18 protein-coding genes and 1 tRNA gene are annotated in these 20,039 nt (G+C 58.1%); 15 read left to right on the top strand and 4 right to left on the bottom strand.

Annotated elements, in window-relative coordinates; all coding sequences use genetic code 11:
• Window positions 1–81 precede the first annotated feature (81 nt).
• The 8 genes from ACQZ6D_RS12720 (at window position 82) to glpK (ending at window position 9,256) form a co-directional block, all read left to right on the top strand.
• A complete protein-coding gene (locus ACQZ6D_RS12720) occupies window positions 82–1,605 on the top strand; it encodes a glycerol-3-phosphate dehydrogenase (RefSeq protein WP_113472804.1) in 1,524 nt (507 codons plus the stop codon).
• Between the two features lie 38 nt (window positions 1,606–1,643).
• Window positions 1,644–2,714: an ABC transporter ATP-binding protein gene (locus ACQZ6D_RS12715; protein WP_013761937.1), complete on the top strand. Its 1,071-nt coding sequence runs from the start codon at window positions 1,644–1,646 to the stop codon at window positions 2,712–2,714.
• 13 nt (window positions 2,715–2,727) lie between these two features.
• Entirely contained in the window at window positions 2,728–3,798 is a 1,071-nt protein-coding gene (locus ACQZ6D_RS12710; protein WP_111788917.1) for an ABC transporter ATP-binding protein, read from the top strand.
• Window positions 3,799–3,800: 2 nt separating this feature from the next.
• On the top strand, window positions 3,801–4,667 hold the full coding sequence (locus tag ACQZ6D_RS12705) for a carbohydrate ABC transporter permease (protein ID WP_003511582.1): 867 nt from the start codon (window positions 3,801–3,803) through the stop codon (window positions 4,665–4,667).
• Window positions 4,668–4,670: 3 nt separating this feature from the next.
• A complete protein-coding gene (locus ACQZ6D_RS12700) occupies window positions 4,671–5,594 on the top strand; it encodes a carbohydrate ABC transporter permease (protein WP_003511581.1) in 924 nt (307 codons plus the stop codon).
• Between the two features lies 1 nt (window position 5,595).
• Window positions 5,596–5,889 carry a DUF2160 domain-containing protein gene (locus ACQZ6D_RS12695; RefSeq protein ID WP_111788916.1) on the top strand — a complete coding sequence of 98 codons (294 nt, stop codon included), beginning with the start codon at window positions 5,596–5,598 and terminating at the stop codon, window positions 5,887–5,889.
• A 76-nt stretch (window positions 5,890–5,965) separates the two neighbouring features.
• Window positions 5,966–7,687: an ABC transporter substrate-binding protein gene (locus tag ACQZ6D_RS12690; RefSeq protein ID WP_003511579.1), complete on the top strand. Its 1,722-nt coding sequence runs from the start codon at window positions 5,966–5,968 to the stop codon at window positions 7,685–7,687.
• Window positions 7,688–7,756: 69 nt separating this feature from the next.
• Window positions 7,757–9,256 carry a glycerol kinase GlpK gene (gene glpK / locus ACQZ6D_RS12685; protein ID WP_003511578.1) on the top strand — a complete coding sequence of 500 codons (1,500 nt, stop codon included), beginning with the start codon at window positions 7,757–7,759 and terminating at the stop codon, window positions 9,254–9,256.
• Window positions 9,257–9,274: 18 nt separating this feature from the next.
• On the opposite strand, the gene ACQZ6D_RS12680 is transcribed toward glpK, so the two are convergent.
• Window positions 9,275–10,135, bottom strand: a complete 861-nt coding sequence (locus ACQZ6D_RS12680; RefSeq protein ID WP_003511576.1) for a LysR substrate-binding domain-containing protein — start codon at window positions 10,133–10,135, stop codon at window positions 9,275–9,277.
• Window positions 10,136–10,234: 99 nt separating this feature from the next.
• On the opposite strand from ACQZ6D_RS12680, the gene ACQZ6D_RS12675 reads away from it, so the two are divergent.
• The gene (locus ACQZ6D_RS12675; protein ID WP_025595317.1) at window positions 10,235–11,254 is read left to right on the top strand and encodes a bile acid:sodium symporter family protein; all 1,020 of its coding nucleotides are present in this window, start codon (window positions 10,235–10,237) and stop codon (window positions 11,252–11,254) included.
• 66 nt (window positions 11,255–11,320) lie between these two features.
• Here ACQZ6D_RS12675 and hspL read toward each other — a convergent pair whose 3' ends face one another.
• Window positions 11,321–11,803 (bottom strand): heat shock protein HspL, encoded by a 483-nt coding sequence (gene hspL / locus ACQZ6D_RS12670; RefSeq protein ID WP_019564988.1) that lies wholly within the window; start codon window positions 11,801–11,803, stop codon window positions 11,321–11,323.
• Window positions 11,804–12,188: 385 nt separating this feature from the next.
• On the opposite strand from hspL, the gene ACQZ6D_RS12665 reads away from it, so the two are divergent.
• Complete coding sequence (locus ACQZ6D_RS12665) at window positions 12,189–13,130, top strand: alpha/beta fold hydrolase (RefSeq protein ID WP_448729964.1); 942 nt, start codon at window positions 12,189–12,191, stop codon at window positions 13,128–13,130.
• Window positions 13,131–13,183: 53 nt separating this feature from the next.
• Here ACQZ6D_RS12665 and hisN read toward each other — a convergent pair whose 3' ends face one another.
• Together hisN and ACQZ6D_RS12655 are read right to left on the bottom strand one after the other, a co-directional pair.
• Window positions 13,184–13,960: a histidinol-phosphatase gene (gene hisN, locus ACQZ6D_RS12660; protein ID WP_003511569.1), complete on the bottom strand. Its 777-nt coding sequence runs from the start codon at window positions 13,958–13,960 to the stop codon at window positions 13,184–13,186.
• Window positions 13,961–14,279: 319 nt separating this feature from the next.
• Window positions 14,280–15,164, bottom strand: a complete 885-nt coding sequence (locus ACQZ6D_RS12655; RefSeq protein WP_003511568.1) for an N-formylglutamate amidohydrolase — start codon at window positions 15,162–15,164, stop codon at window positions 14,280–14,282.
• Window positions 15,165–15,345: 181 nt separating this feature from the next.
• On the opposite strand from ACQZ6D_RS12655, the gene cpdR reads away from it, so the two are divergent.
• The 5 genes from cpdR (at window position 15,346) to ACQZ6D_RS12630 (ending at window position 20,036) form a co-directional block, all read left to right on the top strand.
• Window positions 15,346–15,708 (top strand): cell cycle two-component system response regulator CpdR, encoded by a 363-nt coding sequence (cpdR, locus tag ACQZ6D_RS12650; protein ID WP_003497910.1) that lies wholly within the window; start codon window positions 15,346–15,348, stop codon window positions 15,706–15,708.
• Window positions 15,709–15,789: 81 nt separating this feature from the next.
• Window positions 15,790–15,864, top strand: a tRNA-Val gene (locus tag ACQZ6D_RS12645).
• 554 nt (window positions 15,865–16,418) lie between these two features.
• On the top strand, window positions 16,419–17,432 hold the full coding sequence (locus ACQZ6D_RS12640) for a substrate-binding domain-containing protein (protein WP_065662405.1): 1,014 nt from the start codon (window positions 16,419–16,421) through the stop codon (window positions 17,430–17,432).
• Window positions 17,433–17,501: 69 nt separating this feature from the next.
• Window positions 17,502–19,022 carry a sugar ABC transporter ATP-binding protein gene (locus ACQZ6D_RS12635; protein WP_448729963.1) on the top strand — a complete coding sequence of 507 codons (1,521 nt, stop codon included), beginning with the start codon at window positions 17,502–17,504 and terminating at the stop codon, window positions 19,020–19,022.
• A gap of 12 nt (window positions 19,023–19,034) precedes the next feature.
• Entirely contained in the window at window positions 19,035–20,036 is a 1,002-nt protein-coding gene (locus ACQZ6D_RS12630; RefSeq protein WP_003511562.1) for an ABC transporter permease, read from the top strand.
• The last annotated feature ends 3 nt before the right edge of the window (window positions 20,037–20,039 follow it).

Genomic DNA, 20,039 nt, shown 5'->3' with positions numbered 1-20,039 from the left:
CATTCGTTTTGTCTTCAAATTAGATGTCCGTGCTTTCAATATATCGATGAGGAGAGCGTCGATGAAAGCACGGGAGGGTCCATGTCTGACGAGGCAATCCACGATGTTTTCGTGATCGGCGGCGGCATCAACGGCTGCGGCATCGCGCGTGACGCTGTCGGCAGGGGTTATTCTGTTGCGCTTGCGGAAATGAACGATTTTGCCTCCGGCACCTCGTCGGCCGCCACAAAGCTCATTCATGGCGGTTTGCGTTATCTCGAACATTACGAATTTCGTCTGGTGCGAGAAGCGCTGATGGAGCGCGAGGTGTTGTGGGCCATGGCGCCGCACATCATCTGGCCTATGCGCTTTGTTCTGCCATTCCAGAAGGGCGGCGTGCGCCCGGCCTGGCTCGTGCGTCTCGGGCTTTTTCTTTATGACCATCTCGGCGGCCGCAAGCTTTTGCCCGCCACCCGCTCGCTCGATCTGCGCCGTGATCCCGCAGGGAAACCGCTGAAGCCGATTTTTGCCCGGGCTTTCGAATATTCTGACGGCTGGGTGGACGATGCCCGTCTTGTGGTGCTGAACGCCCGCGATGCCGCCGATCGCGGCGCCTTGATCCTCAACCGCACGCAGGTCGTTTCGGCACGCCGCGAAGGCGCCTTCTGGCGGGTCGAAACGAAAAATGGTGCCGGAGAAACCGCGACCTACCGGGCGCGCATGCTGGTAAATGCGGCTGGCCCCTGGGTGGACAAGGTTCTGGCTGCGACGTTCGGTAAAAACAATGTCCACAATGTCCGCCTCGTGCAGGGCAGCCACATCATCGTGCGCAAGAAGTTTTCCGATCCGCGCGCCTATTTTTTCCAGAACCCGGACGGGCGCATCATCTTCGCCATCCCCTATGAGCAGGATTTTACCCTGATCGGCACGACGGATCGCGACTATACCGCCGACCCCCGGGCTGTTAAGATCAGCGACGAGGAGATCAGCTATCTTTGCAACGCGGCGAGCGAATATTTCGCTGAACCGGTGACGTCGGCCGATATCGTCTGGACCTATTCCGGCGTGCGGCCGCTGTTTGACGACGGCGCATCGAAAGCGCAGGAGGCAACCCGCGATTATGTGCTGAAAACCGAAGGAGCTGAAGGCGAAGCGCCGCTTCTCAATATCTTCGGTGGCAAGCTCACCACCTATCGGCGGCTTGCCGAACATGCTCTTGAAAAAATCGGTGATGCGCTGGGTGAAAAGGGCTCGCCGTGGACGGCCGGTTCACATTTGCCGGGCGGAAATTTCGGTGCCGAGGCTTATGCGGGAGAGGTCACGGCCCTGCGGTCGCGTTATCCTTTCCTCGATGAGCGGCATGCGAAGCGGCTCATCCGCTGCTACGGAACGGACGCCGCGTCGATTATTGGCAATGCCGGGGACATGGCAGGGCTGGGACGGCATTTCGGCGGCACGCTTTATGAGGCCGAGGTGCGCTGGCTGATGGCCCGGGAATGGGCGCTGACGGCGGAGGATATTCTGTGGCGCCGCACCAAGCAGGGGCTTTTCTTTACCCCCGAAGATGTGCGCGGGCTGGAGGATTACATCGATGACATTGCAGGTGGACGCTTGAAGGCAATCTGACGATCCGAATCAAAAAGCGGAGGAGGCTTTGGATCACCATGCTTGAATTGCGAAACGTCTCGAAGATGGCCGGCGGTGAATATCATATTCACCCGACCGATCTGACGTTGCAGCGCGGAAGCCTGAACGTCCTGCTTGGACCGACACTTTCGGGCAAGACGACACTCATGCGGCTGATGGCCGGGCTGGACAAGCCAAGTGGCGGTACGATTCTCTTTAATGGGGAGGACGTGACGGGCTGGCCGGTTCAGAAGCGCAATGTCGCCATGGTCTATCAGCAGTTCATCAATTATCCGGCGCTCAGCGTTTATGAAAACATCGCCTCGCCGATGCGCGTTGCCGGCAAGGACAAGGCAACGATCGACAGGGAGGTGAGGAAGGCCGCCGAGCTTCTGAGGCTGACGCCCTATCTCGATCGTACGCCTCTCAACCTCTCCGGTGGCCAGCAACAACGCACGGCACTTGCCCGCGCCATCGTCAAAAACGCCAATCTGGTGCTCCTCGACGAGCCTCTCGCAAATCTCGATTACAAGCTGCGTGAGGAGTTGCGTGAGGAATTGCCGCGCATCTTTGCCGAATCCGGTGCGATCTTCGTTTATGCCACGACGGAACCCTCCGAAGCTCTGCTGCTTGGTGGCAATACCGCGACGCTGAACGAGGGCAAGGTAACGCAATTCAGCCGCACGATCGAGGTTTACAGGCGTCCGGTGGATATCGTGACCGCGAAAATCTTTGCCGATCCGCCACTCAACACCATCGAGGTCATCAAGACGGGCGGCGCCTTCACGCGCGCCGACCATGCGGTTGTGCCGGTGCCAGCGCATCTTGCCGCCATGCCTGACGGTCCAGTGACCATTGCCTTCCAGCCACATCATCTTTTCCCACAGCAAAAGGGGCAGGCGGCGCAATCCATCCGGGCGCGGACACTGATCTCGGAGATCGCCGGATCGGAAAGCTTCGTACATGTGGAATTTTCAGGCCAGCGTTGGGTGATGCTGGCGCAGGGCATTCACGACATCGAGCCGGACACGGAGATCGAACTGTTTCTCGATACGCGGCACCTGATGGCTTTCGATACGCACGGCCACGCCATCGGCGAAGCGGCTTAAGGGGAGATCGATCATGGCACGCATCACGCTCGATCATATTCGCCACGCTTACAACGCCAAGGCGCAGGCGGCAGGTGATTATGCCCTGAAGGAAGTTCATCACGAATGGGAGGATGGCGGTGCCTATGCGCTGCTTGGCCCTTCCGGCTGCGGCAAGACCACGTTGCTTAACATCATTTCCGGCTTGCTGCGCCCCTCGGAAGGTCGCATCGCCTTTGACGGAACGGATGTCACCGATCTTTCCACCGAAGATCGCAACATCGCCCAGGTATTCCAGTTTCCGGTCGTTTACGACACGATGACAGTCTATGACAATCTGGCTTTTCCGCTGCGCAACCGGCAAGTGCCGGAGGCCGAAATCGACCGCCGCGTGCGGGAAATCCTCGAGATGACCGATCTTTCCGGCATGGCAAAACGCCACGCGCGCGGACTTACGGCGGACCAGAAGCAGAAAATTTCGCTGGCGCGCGGGTTGGTGCGATCCGACGTCAATGCCATCCTCTTCGACGAGCCGCTGACGGTGATCGATCCGCATATGAAATGGGTGCTGCGCTCGCAGTTGAAGCGCCTCCACCGCCAGTCCGGTTTCACCATGGTCTACGTTACGCACGACCAGACCGAAGCGCTGACTTTCGCCGACAAGGTGGTGGTCATGTATGACGGTCAGATCGTCCAGATCGGCACACCCGCCGAGCTTTTCGAACGCCCGGGACATACGTTCGTCGGTTACTTCATCGGTTCGCCCGGCATGAATGTGATGCCTGCCAGCATCGATGGCGCAACGGCGGTTGTCGGCGGCCTTGGCGTTCCGCTTGCCGGCGTGCCGGTGGTGGATGGATCGAAGCGGATCGAAATCGGCATCCGCCCGGAATTCGTTCGGCTGGAGCGGGGTGGCATGCCCATCACCGTCGACAAGGTCGAGGATATCGGCCGGCAAAAGATCGTTCGCGCCCGGTTCGCCGGCCAAAAGCTTGCGATTGTCGTTCCGGAGGAGGAGGACATTCCGGCAGAAGCGGGTGTTCGCTTCGATCCGGCCGCTATCGGTGTCTTTGCCGATTCCTGGCGTGTGAAGATGGGGGCCTGACCATGGAAAAGACCTGGAACAACAAAGCGTGGTTCATGGTGCTGCCGGTTCTGGTGCTGGTCGCATTTTCCGCCGTCATCCCGCTGATGACGGTCGTGAACTATTCGGTGCAGGATACTTTCGGCAACAATCAATTCTTCTGGGCGGGAACCCAATGGTTTCAGGAAATTCTTGGCTCCGACCGTTTCTGGAACGCGCTCGGACGCAATCTGGTATTTTCCGGCATCATTTTGGCGATTGAAATTCCGCTCGGCATATTCATCGCGCTCAAGATGCCCAAATCCGGCATCGGCGTGCCGGTCTGCCTCGTCACCATGGCGCTGCCGCTTTTGGTGCCATGGAATGTGGTAGGCACGATCTGGCAGGTGTTCGGCCGCAGCGATATCGGGTTGCTGGGTTATTACGCCAATCAGCTTGGGCTTGATTACAACTACGTCAACGATCCCGTCGACGCATGGATCACCGTCGTCATCATGGATGTGTGGCACTGGACAAGCCTCGTCGTCCTCCTGTGCTACGCCAGCCTCGTCTCCATTCCGGATGCCTATTATCAGGCAGCAAGGATCGATGGCGCATCGCGCTTTGCGGTTTTCCGGTTCATTCAGTTGCCGAAGATGAAGCGGGTGCTGCTGATCGCATTCCTGCTGCGCTTCATGGACAGCTTCATGATCTACACCGAGCCTTTCGTCGTCACCGGCGGCGGCCCCGGAAATTCCACCACCTTCCTGTCCATCGATCTCGTCAAGGTAGCGCTCGGCCAGTTCGATCTGGGTCCCGCGGCCGCCATGTCGCTGATCTACTTCCTCATCATCCTGCTGTTGTCCTGGGTGTTCTACACCGTGATGACCAGCCACGACGCGGAGACTTGAGACATGAGCGCCTCTGATGTCACCACAAGCGTGGAACTCAACGGTATCGGCAATCCACCGGTAAGAGCCAGTTCGGCAAGAATATCAGGCCTTGCTGCGAATTCACGATCGCGCCGCCGCCATGGGCCATCGCGCTTTTCCTGGCTGGTGCCGACGATCTACATCATCCTGCTGCTCGTGCCGATCTACTGGCTTATCAATATGAGCTTCAAGACGAACACAGAAATCGTCTCGTCGATGACGCTTTATCCGCACCAGCCGACGTTGCAGAATTATCGGACGATCTTCACGGATTCATCCTGGTATTCGGGTTACATCAACTCGATCATCTACGTCGTCATGAATATGGTGATCTCGGTCTCGGCGGCCCTCCCGGCGGCCTATGCCTTCTCCCGTTACCGCTTCCTGGGCGACAAGCACCTGTTCTTCTGGCTTTTGACCAACCGCATGGCGCCACCCGCCGTCTTCGCGCTGCCCTTCTTCCAGCTCTATTCCGCTTTCGGGCTGATCGACACGCATATTGCCGTGGCGCTGGCGCATTGCCTGTTCAACGTGCCGCTGGCGGTGTGGATTCTCGAAGGTTTCATGTCGGGTGTACCGAAGGAAATCGACGAGACCGCCTATATTGACGGCTATTCCTTCCCGAAATTCTTCGTGAAGATTTTCATGCCGCTCATTGCCTCCGGCATCGGTGTCGCCTGTTTCTTCAGCTTCATGTTCTCGTGGGTCGAGCTTCTGATCGCCCGCACGCTGACGACGACCGACGCCAAGCCGATCGCCGCGACCATGACGAGAACCGTTTCTGCCGCCGGCATGGACTGGGGCCTGCTCGCCGCCGCCGGCGTGCTGACGCTCATTCCCGGTGCGCTGGTGATCTGGTTTGTTCGCAATTACATCGCCAAGGGCTTTGCGCTGGGGAGGGTTTGACATGACGAAGATGCCCGATTTTACCTGGATGGCATGGACCTGGCAGACGGCCGCGTTTTTCGGTGCAATCGCCGTGTTGCTGGTTGGGATGTGGTTCTGGGAACAGTTCTCGCCCGGCGGCAACCCCCGCTTCGGCCTGCTGCGCTTCGAGACAACGCGTGGCGACAGGTTGTTCATTTCGCTGCTCGGCAGCGCTTTCATTCATCTTGCATGGCTCGGGCTGGTCGGCCCGAACCTGTGGTGGGCTCTCGCTCTATCGGCGGTTTACGCAATTGGCGTTTTCCGTTTCGTCTAGAGCAGGAAGAACGGTGCGGCGGAGGAAAACCGCACCCGGCAGACTTCGTGCAATCGCAACCCTTGGGAGGACTGATATGCGACGGCATCTGATGACGACGACGGCAGCCATGCTGCTGGCAATGACAGGTTCCGCTTTCGCCGGAATGGAGGAGGCAAAGCAATTTCTGGACAAGGAAATCGGCGATATGTCGTCGCTTTCGCGTGCAGATCAGGAAAAGGAACTGCAATGGTTTATCGATGCCGCGAAACCTTTTGCTGGCATGGACATCAAGGTCGTTTCCGAATCCCTGACAACACATGAATATGAATCGAAGGTCCTGGCACCGGCGTTTACCGCTATTACCGGCATCAAGGTCACGCACGACATCATCCAGGAAGGTGACGTCGTCGAAAAGATTCAGACCCAGATGCAGACCGGCCAGAACCTCTATGACGGCTGGGTGAATGACAGCGACCTCATCGGCACGCATTGGCGTTACCAGCAGGTGCGCAACCTCACGGATTTCATGGCAAATGAGGGCAAGGACGTCACCAATCCCGGCCTGGATCTCAAGGATTTCATCGGCAGCGCCTTTACGACGGCACCGGACAAGAAGCTCTACCAGCTTCCCGACCAGCAATTCGCGAACCTGTACTGGTTCCGCTACGACTGGTTCAACGACGACAAGAACAAGGCCGATTTCAAGGCCAAATACGGCTACGACCTTGGTGTGCCCGTAAACTGGTCGGCCTATGAGGATATTGCCGAATTCTTCACCGGCCGTGATGTCGGCGGCAAGAAGGTCTTCGGCCATATGGACTATGGCAAGAAGGACCCGTCGCTTGGCTGGCGCTTCACCGATGCCTGGCTTTCCATGGCCGGCAACGGCGACAAGGGCCTGCCAAACGGCCTGCCTGTCGATGAATGGGGCATCAAGGTCAACGACAAGTCGCAGCCGGTCGGCTCGTGCGTGGCACGCGGCGGCGATACCAACGGTCCGGCGTCGGTCTATTCCATCGAAAAATATCTCGAATGGCTGAAGAAATTTGCGCCGCCAGAAGCGCAGGGCATGACCTTCTCCGAATCCGGTCCGGTGCCGGCGCAGGGTAACATTGCCCAGCAGATCTTCTGGTACACAGCCTTCACTGCCGATATGGCCAAGCCCGGCCTGCCTGTCGTGAACGAGGACGGTTCGCCGAAATGGCGCGTCGCACCTTCCCCGCATGGCGTCTACTGGAAGGACGGCATGAAGCTCGGTTATCAGGACGTGGGTTCGTGGACGCTGATGAAATCCACCCCTGACGATCGCGCCAAGGCCGCATGGCTTTACGCGCAGTTCGTAACTTCCAAGACCGTGGATGTGAAGAAGAGCCATGTTGGTCTAACCTTCATTCGCGATACCACCATCCATCACAAGAGCTTCACGGACCGGGCCGCCAAGCTTGGTGGTCTGATCGAGTTCTATCGCTCGCCCGCTCGCGTGCAATGGTCGCCAACCGGCACCAACGTGCCTGACTATCCGAAGCTGGCACAGCTCTGGTGGCAGGCAATTGGCGATGCATCTTCGGGTGCCAAAACCGCTCAAGCCGCAATGGACTCGCTCTGCGCCGAGCAGGAAAAAGTCATGGCCCGTATCGAGCGCGCCGGTGTGCAGGGCGATATCGGCCCAAAACTGGCGGAAGAACACGATATCGACTACTGGAACAAGGACGCCGTTTCGAAGGGCAATCTGGCACCGCAGCTGAAGATTGCCAACGAAAAGGAAAAGCCGGTCACCGTCAATTACGACGAGCTGGTCAAAAGCTGGCAGAAGTAATGTCTGCGTGAAATCTTAAACCGGGGCGGCTTTGCCGCCCCGTCATTGCGTTTGAAAGGGAGTGACATAATGGGCGGTTATATTCTGGCGATCGATCAGGGGACGACATCGACAAGGTCGATGGTCTTTGATCGCGACATGCGGGTCATCGGTGTCGGCCAGCGAGAATTTCCGCAGCATTTCCCGGCCTCCGGCTGGGTCGAACACGATGCCGAGGATATTTGGAAAAGCGTGCTTGAAACAATCCGGCTGGCGCTTGCCGATGCCGGTATCTCCGCTTCCGATATCGAGGCGATCGGTATCACCAATCAGCGCGAAACGACCGTGCTGTGGGACCGTAATACGGGTGAGGCCGTGCATCGGGCCGTTGTCTGGCAGGATCGCCGTGCTGCACCAATTTGCGAGGATTTGAAACGAAGGGGGCTGGAGCCGCTCTTTTCGAAAAAGACCGGTCTGCTGCTCGACCCCTACTTTTCCGGCACGAAGCTGAAATGGCTTCTCGACAGCGTCAGCGGCCTTCGCGAAAAAGCCGTGAAGGGCGAAATCTGCTTCGGCACGGTCGACAGTTTCCTGATCTATCGCCTCACCGGCGGTCGCCGCCATGTGACCGACGCCACCAATGCCTCGCGCACGCTGATCTACAATATCGAGGACAATGCCTGGGATGACGAATTGCTGTCCATCCTCGACATTCCCCGCGCCATGCTGCCGGAGGTGCTTGATTGCGCTGCCGATTTCGGCGTAACGGACAAGGCGCTTCTGGGTGCGGAAATTCCGATCCTCGGCGTCGCCGGTGATCAGCAGGCTGCCGTTATCGGTAACGCCTGCTTCGAACCCGGCATGATGAAATCGACCTATGGCACCGGCTGCTTTGCGCTTCTCAATACCGGCACCGACCGGGTCGCCTCGACAAACCGGTTGCTGACGACCATTGCCTACCGTCTCGATGGCGTGACGACCTATGCGCTCGAAGGCTCGATCTTCATTGCCGGCGCCGCCGTGCAATGGCTGCGTGACGAGCTCGGTTTCATATCGGTCGCGTCTGAAGTCAGCGCCCTTGCCGAAAAGGCTGATCCCAAGCAGCGGGTTTACCTCGTGCCGGCCTTCACCGGCCTTGGCGCGCCCTATTGGGATGCCGAAGCGCGGGGCGCGATTTTCGGCCTGACGCGTGGCACCGGCCCTGCGGAGTTTGCCCGTGCGGCTCTCGAAAGTGTCGCCTATCAGACTTTCGATCTTCTGGATGCCATGCGCAACGACTGGGCGGGCGACAATGGCAAGACGGTGCTCCGGGTCGATGGCGGCATGGTTGCCTCGGATTGGACCATGCAGCGGCTGGCGGACATTCTCGCTGCACCGGTCGACCGGCCGGTATTCCTGGAAACCACCATTCTCGGTGCGGCATGGCTCGCAGCATCGCGCGCCGGCATCTGGCCGGACCGGGAGGCCTTTGCCGCCCATTGGAAACGGGATCGCCGTTTTCTGCCAGATATGGATGAGACTGAGCGTAAGAGCGCCATCGCGGGGTGGCGTGATAGTGTTGGCCGCTGCCTCTCGAAACGGGAAGATTGACGCAAGCAAGCGTCTTTTTTACGCAAAACTGCCCGGTGCGATGCTCTTGCTGGATACCAGATCGGAAAGGGCGCGCACCAGTTTTGTGTCCGCGCCCTTACTTGGCTGAAGCACGAATTCCACGTCTTCGAGCGCCGGCAGCACATCAGCCGCAATCTCCCTGAGGCCGGCTGGCGCCATGCTGCGCGGTTGCACGAGGATCCCCATGCCCGCCCTTGCGGCAGCGGTCAGTCCGCTAAGGCTGCCACAGGTGCAGACGATCCGCCACGCGAGACCTGCCCGATCCAGCGCTTCCTGTGCCGCCTTTCGAGTAATGCTTGGCGGCGGAAAGGCGATCAACGGCAGGGCGTCCGGTTGGCTCAGCATTCGCTCCGGGTCACGCGCGAGCCATACCAGAGGTTCGCGGTACAGGAAGTGGCCGAGCTTATCACCGAGTCGACGTTTCGCGAGCACGACGTCCAACTCGCCATTATCCTGCATCTGGTAAAGCACGCCGCTCAGCGACACCGTCAGCTCCAGATCGACCAAGGGATACAGGCGGATGAATTCTTCCAGAATGGCAGTGAGCCGGCTGGCGACGAAATCCTCGGAAACGCCGAGCCTTAAGCGCCCGCGCAGGCGGTTTTCGCTGAACAGCGATGAAACCCTGCTGTCGATCTCCAGCATATTGCGGGCATAACCGAGCAGCGCCTCGCCTTCGCCCGTCAGCTTCACCTGATGGGTGCTGCGCGCAATCAACCGACGGCCAAGTGCCGCCTCAAGCCGCTGAATATGCTGGCTGACGGTGGATTGGCCGATACCCAGCCGCTCGGCAGCCAGCGTGAAGCTGCCGGTTTGCTGAAGCATCACGAAGCTGGCAAGATGTTGAAGGTTCAGCATTTATCTCATATCGTGATAACTGTTAGTCTTTGCATCCGAATTCATGATGAGCGATAGTATGGGATATTTCAAGCAAAACCGATGTCGGAAAGACCTCCCATGACCCGCTTCCTGCCTGACCGTTTCACCATGATGCTGGTGGCCACCGTGATCCTGGCTTCCCTTTTGCCGATCAGCGGACAGCCAGCGGTGTATTTCGGGCTTGCCACGAAACTGGCAATCGCATTGCTGTTTTTTCTCCACGGCGCGCGGCTGTCGCGGGATGTGGTGATTGCGGGTATCTTGCACTGGCGCCTGCACATGGCGATCCTTCTCGTCACCTTCGGCCTTTTCCCATTGCTGGGCGTGGCGATCGGTTTCATTCCCGAGAGCATTCTGCCGGCACCGCTTTATATGGGTGTGCTGTTTCTCTGCGTCCTGCCGTCGACGGTGCAATCGTCCATCGCCTTCACATCCATGGCAGGCGGAAACGTGCCTGCCGCGATCTGTTCAGCCTCCGCCTCGAATATTTTCGGCATGGTGCTGACACCGCTGCTGGTCGGGCTGCTGTTCACGGTCGGTGGCCATGGTGGTGGATTTTCGCTGGATGCGTTCCTGCAAATCTTCCTGCAACTGCTCTTGCCCTTCATCGCCGGCCAGGTGCTGCAGCCTTGGATCGGTGACTGGATCAGGGCACGCAAGAAATTACTGTCGCCGGTCGATCGCGGTTCCATCCTGATGGTGGTCTATCTTGCCTTCTCCGAAGCAGTTATCGAAGGCATATGGCAGACGTTTTCCGTGCGCGATATCGGCGTTGTCATCGGCATCAATATCGTTCTTCTGGCGCTTGTTCTCTGCGTGACGATGTTCGGCAGCCGGGCGCTCGGTTTCGACAAGGCGGATGAAATCACCATCACCTTCTGCGGGTCGAAGAAGAGCCTTGCCAGCGGCGTGCCCATGGCAGGAGCGATCTTCGCCGGCCAGAGCATCGGCGCAATCGTATTGCCAATCATGCTCTTCCATCAGATTCAGCTGATGGTCTGCGCAGTGCTGGCCCAGCGTTATGCCCGCAAGGCCCATGAAAAAGCAGCGATAACGGAAACTGTCGCTGCGGAAGGCGCGGCAGTATCCACCCGCTGAGGGCTGAATTTTCGGCAAACAAAAACGGCCCCTTAACGGGGCCGTTCGTTTGATATCCGGATCGGCTTAGTTGACCTGGGCCGGCGTGATCTGTGCCTCGATCGTCTTCGGCGCATCTGCGCTGTCGGAGGAGATCGCGATACGGCGCGGTTTCATGGCTTCCGGAATATTGCGGACGAGATCGATGTGAAGCAGGCCATTCTTCAGGGAAGCGGTCTGGACTTCGACATGATCGGCCATCTGGAAGCGGCGTTCGAAAGCGCGCGTGGCAATGCCGCGATACAGGAACTCGCCTTCAGACGACTTCTCATCTGCAGCCTTCTCGGCTTTCACCGTCAGCGTATTGGCACGGGATTCTATGCTGAGTTCCGTTTCATCGAAACCGGCAACCGCCATGGTTATACGATAGGCGTTTTCACCCGTCCGCTCGATGTTATAGGGCGGATAGGACTGGGCCTGTTCGGGCTGGCCGAGGCCGTCGAGCATCGAAAAAAGACGGTCGAAACCGACGGTGGAGCGATAGAGGGGGGAAAAATCGACGTGACGCATGGTGTCCTCCTTATGAAGCGACTGTTTGCGGTTGATCCGGCGTCCCGTTCTGGCGACGGCCGGACATATGGCGCGGCCCCGTTCTGGCGGCCGCATGAATGAGATGGGAATGGCTTGGCGCTCCGTCAAGGGGGCGCATTAAAGCGGAAAGGGCGACAACAAGATGAACCATCGCTGAACATCCGGTTCCAGGATCGTTCAGTTTGAGAGCCATAAATATCCGTCATCGGAGACATGCTCCGTGGCAGAAGCAATAACGTCCCTTCTTCTTCTGTCCTATTCGCCGGAACCGCGACTGCTTTAACCGACGGTTCCGGCAATTTTTTCTTTGACCTTCCGCCGCCGCCGACCTATCCCGAAAAGGCAGAGAAGCCGGAAAAGACCGATGATCGAAGCCACATTGCGCGAGAGCGAAGACAACCCGGTTCCCGGCAACCATACCGTCGGTTATTTCACCGGCCACGGCGGCAAACAGCTTCGATACGCGATCTTCCGCGCCAGCCGACACATTGCGCGCGGAACCGTGGTTCTGCTGCATGGTCGCAACGAATGTATCGAGAAATATTTCGAGACCGTCAGCGATCTGACGGCCATGGGATTCTGGGTCGCGACCTTCGATACGCGCGGGCAGGGCGGTTCCGAACGGCTGCTGAAGAAGCCAGGCGCCGGGCATGTACGACGTTTTTCCGACTACAAGCGCGATATAAGTTTGTTTCTCGAACAGGTGGTGCTGCCGGATACCCGGCTGCCATTCTTCATGATCGCGCATTCAACCGGCGCACTTGCAGCACTGGCCGCAGCACCCGGCCTGTCGAACAGGATCGACCGTCTGGCGCTTTGTTCGCCCTTTATCGAGCTGGACAGCCAGCAATCCGTTCCGTCGTCAGTCATCCGGCTGGTCGCGACCGCTTTAAGCCTGTTGGGTCTTGGAAAGCTTCAACTCGGCAGGGATCAGCGCGAACGGGATTTCGATGGCAACCCGCTGACCTCTGACGCCAGACGTTTTGCCAGAAATCTTGCGCTGCATCGGCAATTTCCGGAACTCTTCATCGGCGCACCGACAGCGCGATGGGTTTATGAAGCGCTGAAAACAATGGGTTGGGTGACCCGTCAGGACCATCTGACGGACATAACCATTCCCACCCTCATTCTTGCGCCGATGCTGGATACGATCACGCCTTATAAGGCGCAGGAGGAACTCTCGCGCAACTTCCGCGCGGCGCAGCTTCTTCCCATAACCGGCGCGCGCCATGAATTGCTGCATGAGCGCGACGTTTTCCGCAAACAGGCGCTGGCGGCCATTGACGCCTTTTTCGCGCCGGAATGACGCGGCGATGACGGGGATGGCGCGGTTTGCGCCATCCCCGTCAGTCGTACCATCTACAGTTTTGAAAGAATGGCGAGCGCCTGTTCGTGCACGGCTTTGGAACCGGCTGCCAGAATGCGGCCGCCATTTTCCGGACGACCCCCATCCCAGGTGGTGATGATGCCACCCGCCTGTTCAATCACTGGAATGAGGGCGCCGACATCATAGGGCTTCAGGCCCGATTCGATCACCAGATCGACATGGCCGGCGGCAAGCAGGCAATAGGCGTAACAATCCACGCCATAACGGAAAAGGCGAACCTGATCCTGCACCTTGTCGTAAAGGGGCTTTTCTTCCGCCGTGAAGATATGGGGTGTCGTGGTGAACAGCACAGCATCCGACAGCGAAGCGCATTCGCGCGTGCGGATCTTGCGTTCACCATCCGGCCCGAAATACCATGCGGCCTCGCCGTCGGCGAAATAACGCTCTTTCGTGAAGGGCTGGTCCATGATGCCCATCGAAGCGCGGCCGGCCGACTGGAAGCCGATCAACGTGCCCCAGACCGGCACGCCGGAAATGAAGGCGCGTGTGCCGTCAATTGGATCGATAACCCAGATATGTTCGCGATCGAGACCGACATTGCCGTGTTCTTCACCAAGAATGCCGTGTTGCGGGAAACGTGCCTCGATGAGGGCGCGAATGGCGCTTTCTGCTGCCTGATCGCCTTCCGTCACCGGGTCATAGCCGCCGTCCTCCTTGTTGGTGACGGCAATGCCTGTGCGGAAGCGGGGAAGCGTTTCAGCGCTGGCGGCTTCGGCAAGTTTGAAGAAGAAATCCCGGTCGGGCAGCATGCGAAACCTCATTGCCTGAATTATTGGGCCTGAATTGTATGGCGAAATGCATAGACCGGAATTGCACCCGCCGTCCACACGTACGGATGCAGGCAAGGCCGATTCCAAATTTTCAGCATAAGCCTAAAAAAAGTGCATAAAATAAAATGATTGACAATTGTGCATATAGTGCGTAGCGTGACCCTGCAGTCTTTGACTGTAAATACCCTCCTTGGGTGTTTCCTCCCTAGACTTGACCGCGCCAAGGCGCGGTTTTTTTTGCCCGCGCGTGGCCAGGCGGTCTGGAACAGGGATCTGAAATATCCTGGAATTTGATGTGTTATTCGGCGGCGAGCGAGGTTTCGATCGCGTATTCCGAAACAAAAGCGCCGAGCTGGCGCATGAAGATTTCAAGCGATGCCTGAATGGCGGGAAAATCTGCTTTCTTCGAAAGCGTTTTTTCATCGACGTACAGCGCCCGATTGACCTCGATCTGGAGCGCGTGAAGAGAGCGGATCGGTCGCCCGTAATGTTCCGTGATGAAGCCGCCGGCATAGGGCTTGTTGCAGACCGCAACAAAACCCAGTTCTTCAAGAAAATGCAGGGCGGCGCGGGAGACCTCTTGGGAAGCACTGGTGCCGTAGCGATCGCCTATAATGACATCCGGCCGCAGGTTCGAGCCGGCAACGCGGATATTGCCCGGCATCGAATGGCAATCGATCAGTACCGCCATGCCGAAATTGGCATGGGTGCGTGACAGCAGCCGGCGCAGGCAGGCGTGGTAGGGTTTGTAAATCGTCTCGATGCGTGACAGCGCCTCGTCCACCGGCAGGCGGTGGGCATAGATGTCCATATTCTCGGCGACGATACGGGGTACCGTTCCCAGGCCGCCGGCGACCCGCATGGAGCCGATATTGGCATAGGGAGGCAGAGTGCCTTCGAACATGCGTGGATCAAGCTCGTAGGGCTCGCGATTGACGTCGAGATACGCGCGGGGAAAATTGGCTTTCAGCAGCGGCGCACCGATGTCGGGCGCAGCGGCGAACAGCTCGTCAACGAAATGATCTTCCGAGCGCCGGATCTCGTGCGAATCAAGCCGTGCCGATTCCAGAAAGGAGATGGGGTAACAGCGACCGCTATGGGGTGAATTATAGACGAATGGCAGGGTTTGAACGGCAGGTTCCGTTACTTCGAACAGCTCGTATTCACCCGTTATCCAGTCCATTCAGTGCCATTTACCATGTCGTAAACTATCAGGATGTTCATGTTGCCAGTTACGGTGCGGCAAGTCCATACTATCGACCATGCAGCGCTATACCGATTCTTGTGTTCACATGATATTTACCGTGAAAATCCTATAATCGGGCTAGGGTATCTCAAACATTGAGCAGTTACGGTCACTTATGATGAATCAGAAAATTCTTCTCGCTGAAGACGATAACGATATGCGCCGCTTTCTCGTCAAGGCGCTGGAAAAAGCCGGTTACAAGGTTTCTTCCTTCGACAATGGCGCAAGCGCTTACGACCGGCTTCGCGAAGAGCCTTTCTCGCTGTTGCTGACAGATATCGTCATGCCCGAAATGGATGGCATCGAGTTGGCCCGGCGCGCGACTGAACTCGACCCCGACCTGAAAGTCATGTTCATCACCGGCTTTGCGGCCGTCGCGCTGAACGCCGATTCGAAGGCTCCAAAGGATGCCAAGGTGCTTTCCAAGCCGTTCCATCTTCGCGATCTGGTGGATGAGGTCAACAAACTCCTTGTGGCGTAAGGGGTCTCAAAAAACCTTCACAAAACCGAAAAAAAGCAGTTGACGCATGAACCGGTTTTGTGGTCTATCCGCCGCCACGGAGGGCGTGTAGCTCAGCGGGAGAGCACTACGTTGACATCGTAGGGGTCACAGGTTCAATCCCTGTCACGCCCACCATCCGAATTCTTAAATATCAAGGCCTTGCGAGAAATCGCAGGGCCTTTTTGCATAGTGGCCTCAGTGTCAATCGAACCTGTCCCCTATGGAGTATGCGTCAACGGTCCCATCACAGGAACACGCTGCGACACCGTCATAAATACCACTCCAACTAGGGCAAAGAGGATCGGCAGCAGGACTTTGAGGCCTTCCATGCGGCATGGACATAGAGGAGGGCGTGATGAACCGAAGCGTTTACGCGCTACCCGCCATTTGGCGTCCTGAGTACATCGCGCCTAGCCATCCCTTGGTCTTAAGACATCCGACTGCCGCCAGCTGATTGGTATAGGCAAGCTGATTGACTGCCTATTCGATCCGCGGAGTTCGCTCGAGCGACGGGCTATCCTGTAGGCAGCCTCCAAACTATCCATGCGCTCCGCAATAAATTTCACTCAAAAAAATAAAATTCAAACCGGATTGACGCTTGCCCGGTTTCCCGATATCTCAAACGTCGTGCAATAAATTACGCGACTTAAAATTTATTGCGGATTGGTCATTGTCCTTGGGAGGGGAATATGTTGGCTTTTCTGAAATCGACCGTTGCCGCGGGTATTTTAGCCGTGGCGATTTCCGCAGGCGCCGGCTCTCAAGCCGCTGCTGCGGGCAAATTCGCCTGTGAGCCGGGCGAGACCTATGTGATGAACGTCATGGTTTCCAGCCACCCCTATTGGGTGCCGGTGTTTGAAGGTTTCAAGCAGGCCGCGAAGGCCTTGGGCTGCGAGGCCGTTTTCACCGGCACGCCCGAATACGACATCACCAAGCAGATCGCGTCCTTCGAGCAGGAACTGGTGAAAAAGCCGAAGGGTATATTGCTGCATCCGATGCAGGCCGATCCCTTTATCGAACCGATCAACAAAGCGATCGACTCCGGTGTCTCGGTGACGACTTTTGCGGCGGATTCGCCGAAGTCGAAACGCACCGCCTATATCACCTCGGACAATGTTGCCGAGGCGAAATTTGCGGCTGACGAGATCGTCAAGAAGCTGGGCAAGAAGGGCGAATATGCCGTTCTCGAAAATCCGGGCCAAAGCAACCATGATCTGCGCGTCACCGCACTGATCGATTACATGGGGCGCACCTATCCAGAAATGAAGCTCGTCGGCCGCCAGGCGACCAACCAGGATGCAAACGTCGCCTATCAGGCGGTGGGTGCCCTGTTGCAGGCCAACCCCAATCTCGGCGCATTGTGGATTCCTGAAGCCGGCTCGGCTGAAGGCGCAACGACCGCTGTTCTCGAGGCCAAGAAGAAGGTCCTGATCCTGCATGCGGATATTACCCCGGCGACGCTGGAGCACATCAAGCAGGGCAACATCTACATGTCCATCAATCCCAATCAGGGCGTTCAGGGCTTCATGGGTTTCATGAACACCTTTCTGGGTGCCCATTCGGATCTGATCGACCCCTTCAACGACTACAAGGTATCGGGCTTCAACCCGATGCAGGTTCCTTCGATGGACAATGGTTTCGCCGTGATTACCAAGGCGAACGCCGCTTCCTTTGATCTCAATGACTATATGAAGGGGCGCTGACGCGCCGCCCTGAAACCGGCGAGGTTTACGCCTCGCCGGCAAAGGGGAGCCACGTTCGGGAGGGGCGTTATGGGCGAGGTCATCCTCAACATGACGAATATTCACAAGGCGTTCGGGCCCGTGCGGGCGTTACGCAGTGCTGCCTTTGAGCTGCGCCGGGGAGAAATCCATGCGCTCGCGGGTGAAAACGGCGCCGGTAAATCGACGCTGATGCATATTATCGATGGCATTTTGCAGCCCGATGGCGGCGAAATCCTGCTGGACGGCAAACCGGTCAAAATATCCTCGCCCAATGCGGCGAACCGGCTCGGTATCGGTTTCGTGCATCAGGAGATTGCGCTTTGCCCGGAAATTTCGGTTGCCGAAAACATGTTCATGTCGGAGACCGGCCAAAGCAAATCCTGGTTCATGAATTATCGCGATCTTGGCAAGCGGGCGGCAACCATCCTCAAGGAAATCGGCGATATCGATCCCGCCAGCCGCGCCGGTGATCTGTCGATTTCGCAACAGCAGATCGTCGAGATTGCCAAGGCGCTGACGCTGGACTGCCGTATCCTGATCCTTGATGAGCCGACGGCGGCTTTGACCGAAACCGAGGCCCAGACCCTTTTCCGGATCATGCACCGGCTGGCGGAACGCGGAATTGCGATCATCTATATCTCGCACCGGATGGCGGAGATTTTCGAGCATTGCGACCGCATCACGGTGATGCGCGACGGTTGCCACATCAGGACGGGGAATATCTCGGAGATTTCCCCGGAGGAAGTCGTCAACAGCATGGTGGGACGGGTGCTCGACAAGCTCTACCCACCGAAACTTGCAGAAGAAGAGAAATCGAGTGACGTCATTCTCTCTGTTCGGGGACTGAACGAGGGAAAGCGCGTTTTCGATGTCGATTTCGATCTGCGCCGGGGCGAAATCCTCGGGCTCGCCGGCCTGATCGGCGCAGGGCGAAGCGAAATTGTCCGTGCGGTCTGCCGGCTGGAGGGAAAACCAAAAGGCGAGGTCACGTTGCGCGGCCGGCCGCTGAGGCTCAATGACTATCGCGACAGCATTCGGGAGGGGCTGGTCTATCTGTCGGAAGACCGCAAGGGCGAGGGGCTGTTTCTCAACATGTCCATTGCCGCGAATGTCTCGGCGCTCGATGTCGGCAGGATATCGAACGGCATGGGCTTTATCGAACGGCGCAAGGAAATGAAGCGCGCCGACGAGTTGGGACGCCGGCTGAAATTGCGGGCAAACAGCGTCGGTGACGCTGTCTCTACCTTGAGCGGCGGCAACCAGCAGAAGGTGGCACTGGCAAAGATGCTGTCGGTGGAGCCACAGGTCGTCTTTCTCGACGAGCCGACACGCGGGGTGGATGTGGGCGCAAAGGCCGAAATCCACCGCCAGATCCGGGAATTGGCACGCGAGGGTGTGGGCGTGGTCGTCATATCCTCCGAATTGCCGGAACTCATCGGTGTCAGCGACCGCGTGCTGGTCGTGCGCGAGGGGCGCATTGCTGGCGAGGTTGAGGGTGAGGACATGACGGAAGAAAAGATCATGCAGCTTGCATCGATCAATATTGCAGAGAGCCCGGCAGGGGCCTGAGGGAGCGGGAAAATGGCAACATCGGAAACACCTTCGGGCATTGCAGAAGTGGCGGTTCGCCGCACAGGCTGGTGGGAACCGGCGCTCAAGGCACGGGAAACCGGACTTATCGTCATCATCCTCGCCCTTTTCGCGGTGATGTCTTTCATATCCCCGTATTTCCTGACGGTCGACAATCTGCGGGCCATGGCGATGGTTTTCGCCATCGAAAGCATCGTCGTGGTCGGCATGACGATCCTGTTAATCTCGGGCGGCATTGATCTATCCGTCGGTTCCGTCACGGCGCTTGCGATGGTTGCGGCTGGCTGGCTATTCCTCAACGGTGTCGATCCCTGGGTCGCGGCCGGGCTGGCAATCTGCCTCACCACATTGGTCGGCATGGCCATGGGATTTCTGACAACGGTCATCGGCCTGCATCACTTCATCGTATCGCTCGGCGTCATGGTGATTGCGCGCGGCGTCTGCCTGCTCGCAACGGGCGGCCGGCCGCTTGGTCTCTACTCGCTGCCGCCGGAATTCAAATTCATCGGCCAGGGCGCGCTTGGCGGCATTCCGCTGGTGCTGATCATATTCGCGGTGGTGGTCGTCTGCTTCGATCTCTTGCTGCGGCGCACGACGGCATTCCGTAAGGTGTTCTATACCGGCAGCAATCCGAAAGCGGCGGCTTATTCCGGCATCCGCGTCGGCCGGGTGGTGTTTGCCACCACCACGCTTTGTTCGATGCTGTGCGGTGTTGCAGGCGTGATCTACATGGCCCGCTTCGGGTCAGCACAGCCGAGCTTCGGAGTCGGCATGGAACTTAACGTGATTGCAGCCGCGGTCATCGGCGGCGCCAGCCTTTCGGGCGGCTCTGGCACCATTCTCGGCGCAATCCTCGGGGCGATCCTTCTGTCGGTCGTTTCCAGTTCGCTTGCCTTGCTCAATGTGTCTGTCTACTGGCAGGACATCATCAGGGGAAGCATATTGCTGACGGCGGTCCTGTTCGACCACTATCTTGTCAAGCGTCGCCGCTGAGCG

Source organism: Agrobacterium sp. 22-3639C2 (assembly GCF_053522105.1).
The sequence above is the reverse complement of the archived record's forward strand: the minus strand, read 5'-3'. Positions and strand labels throughout refer to the sequence as shown.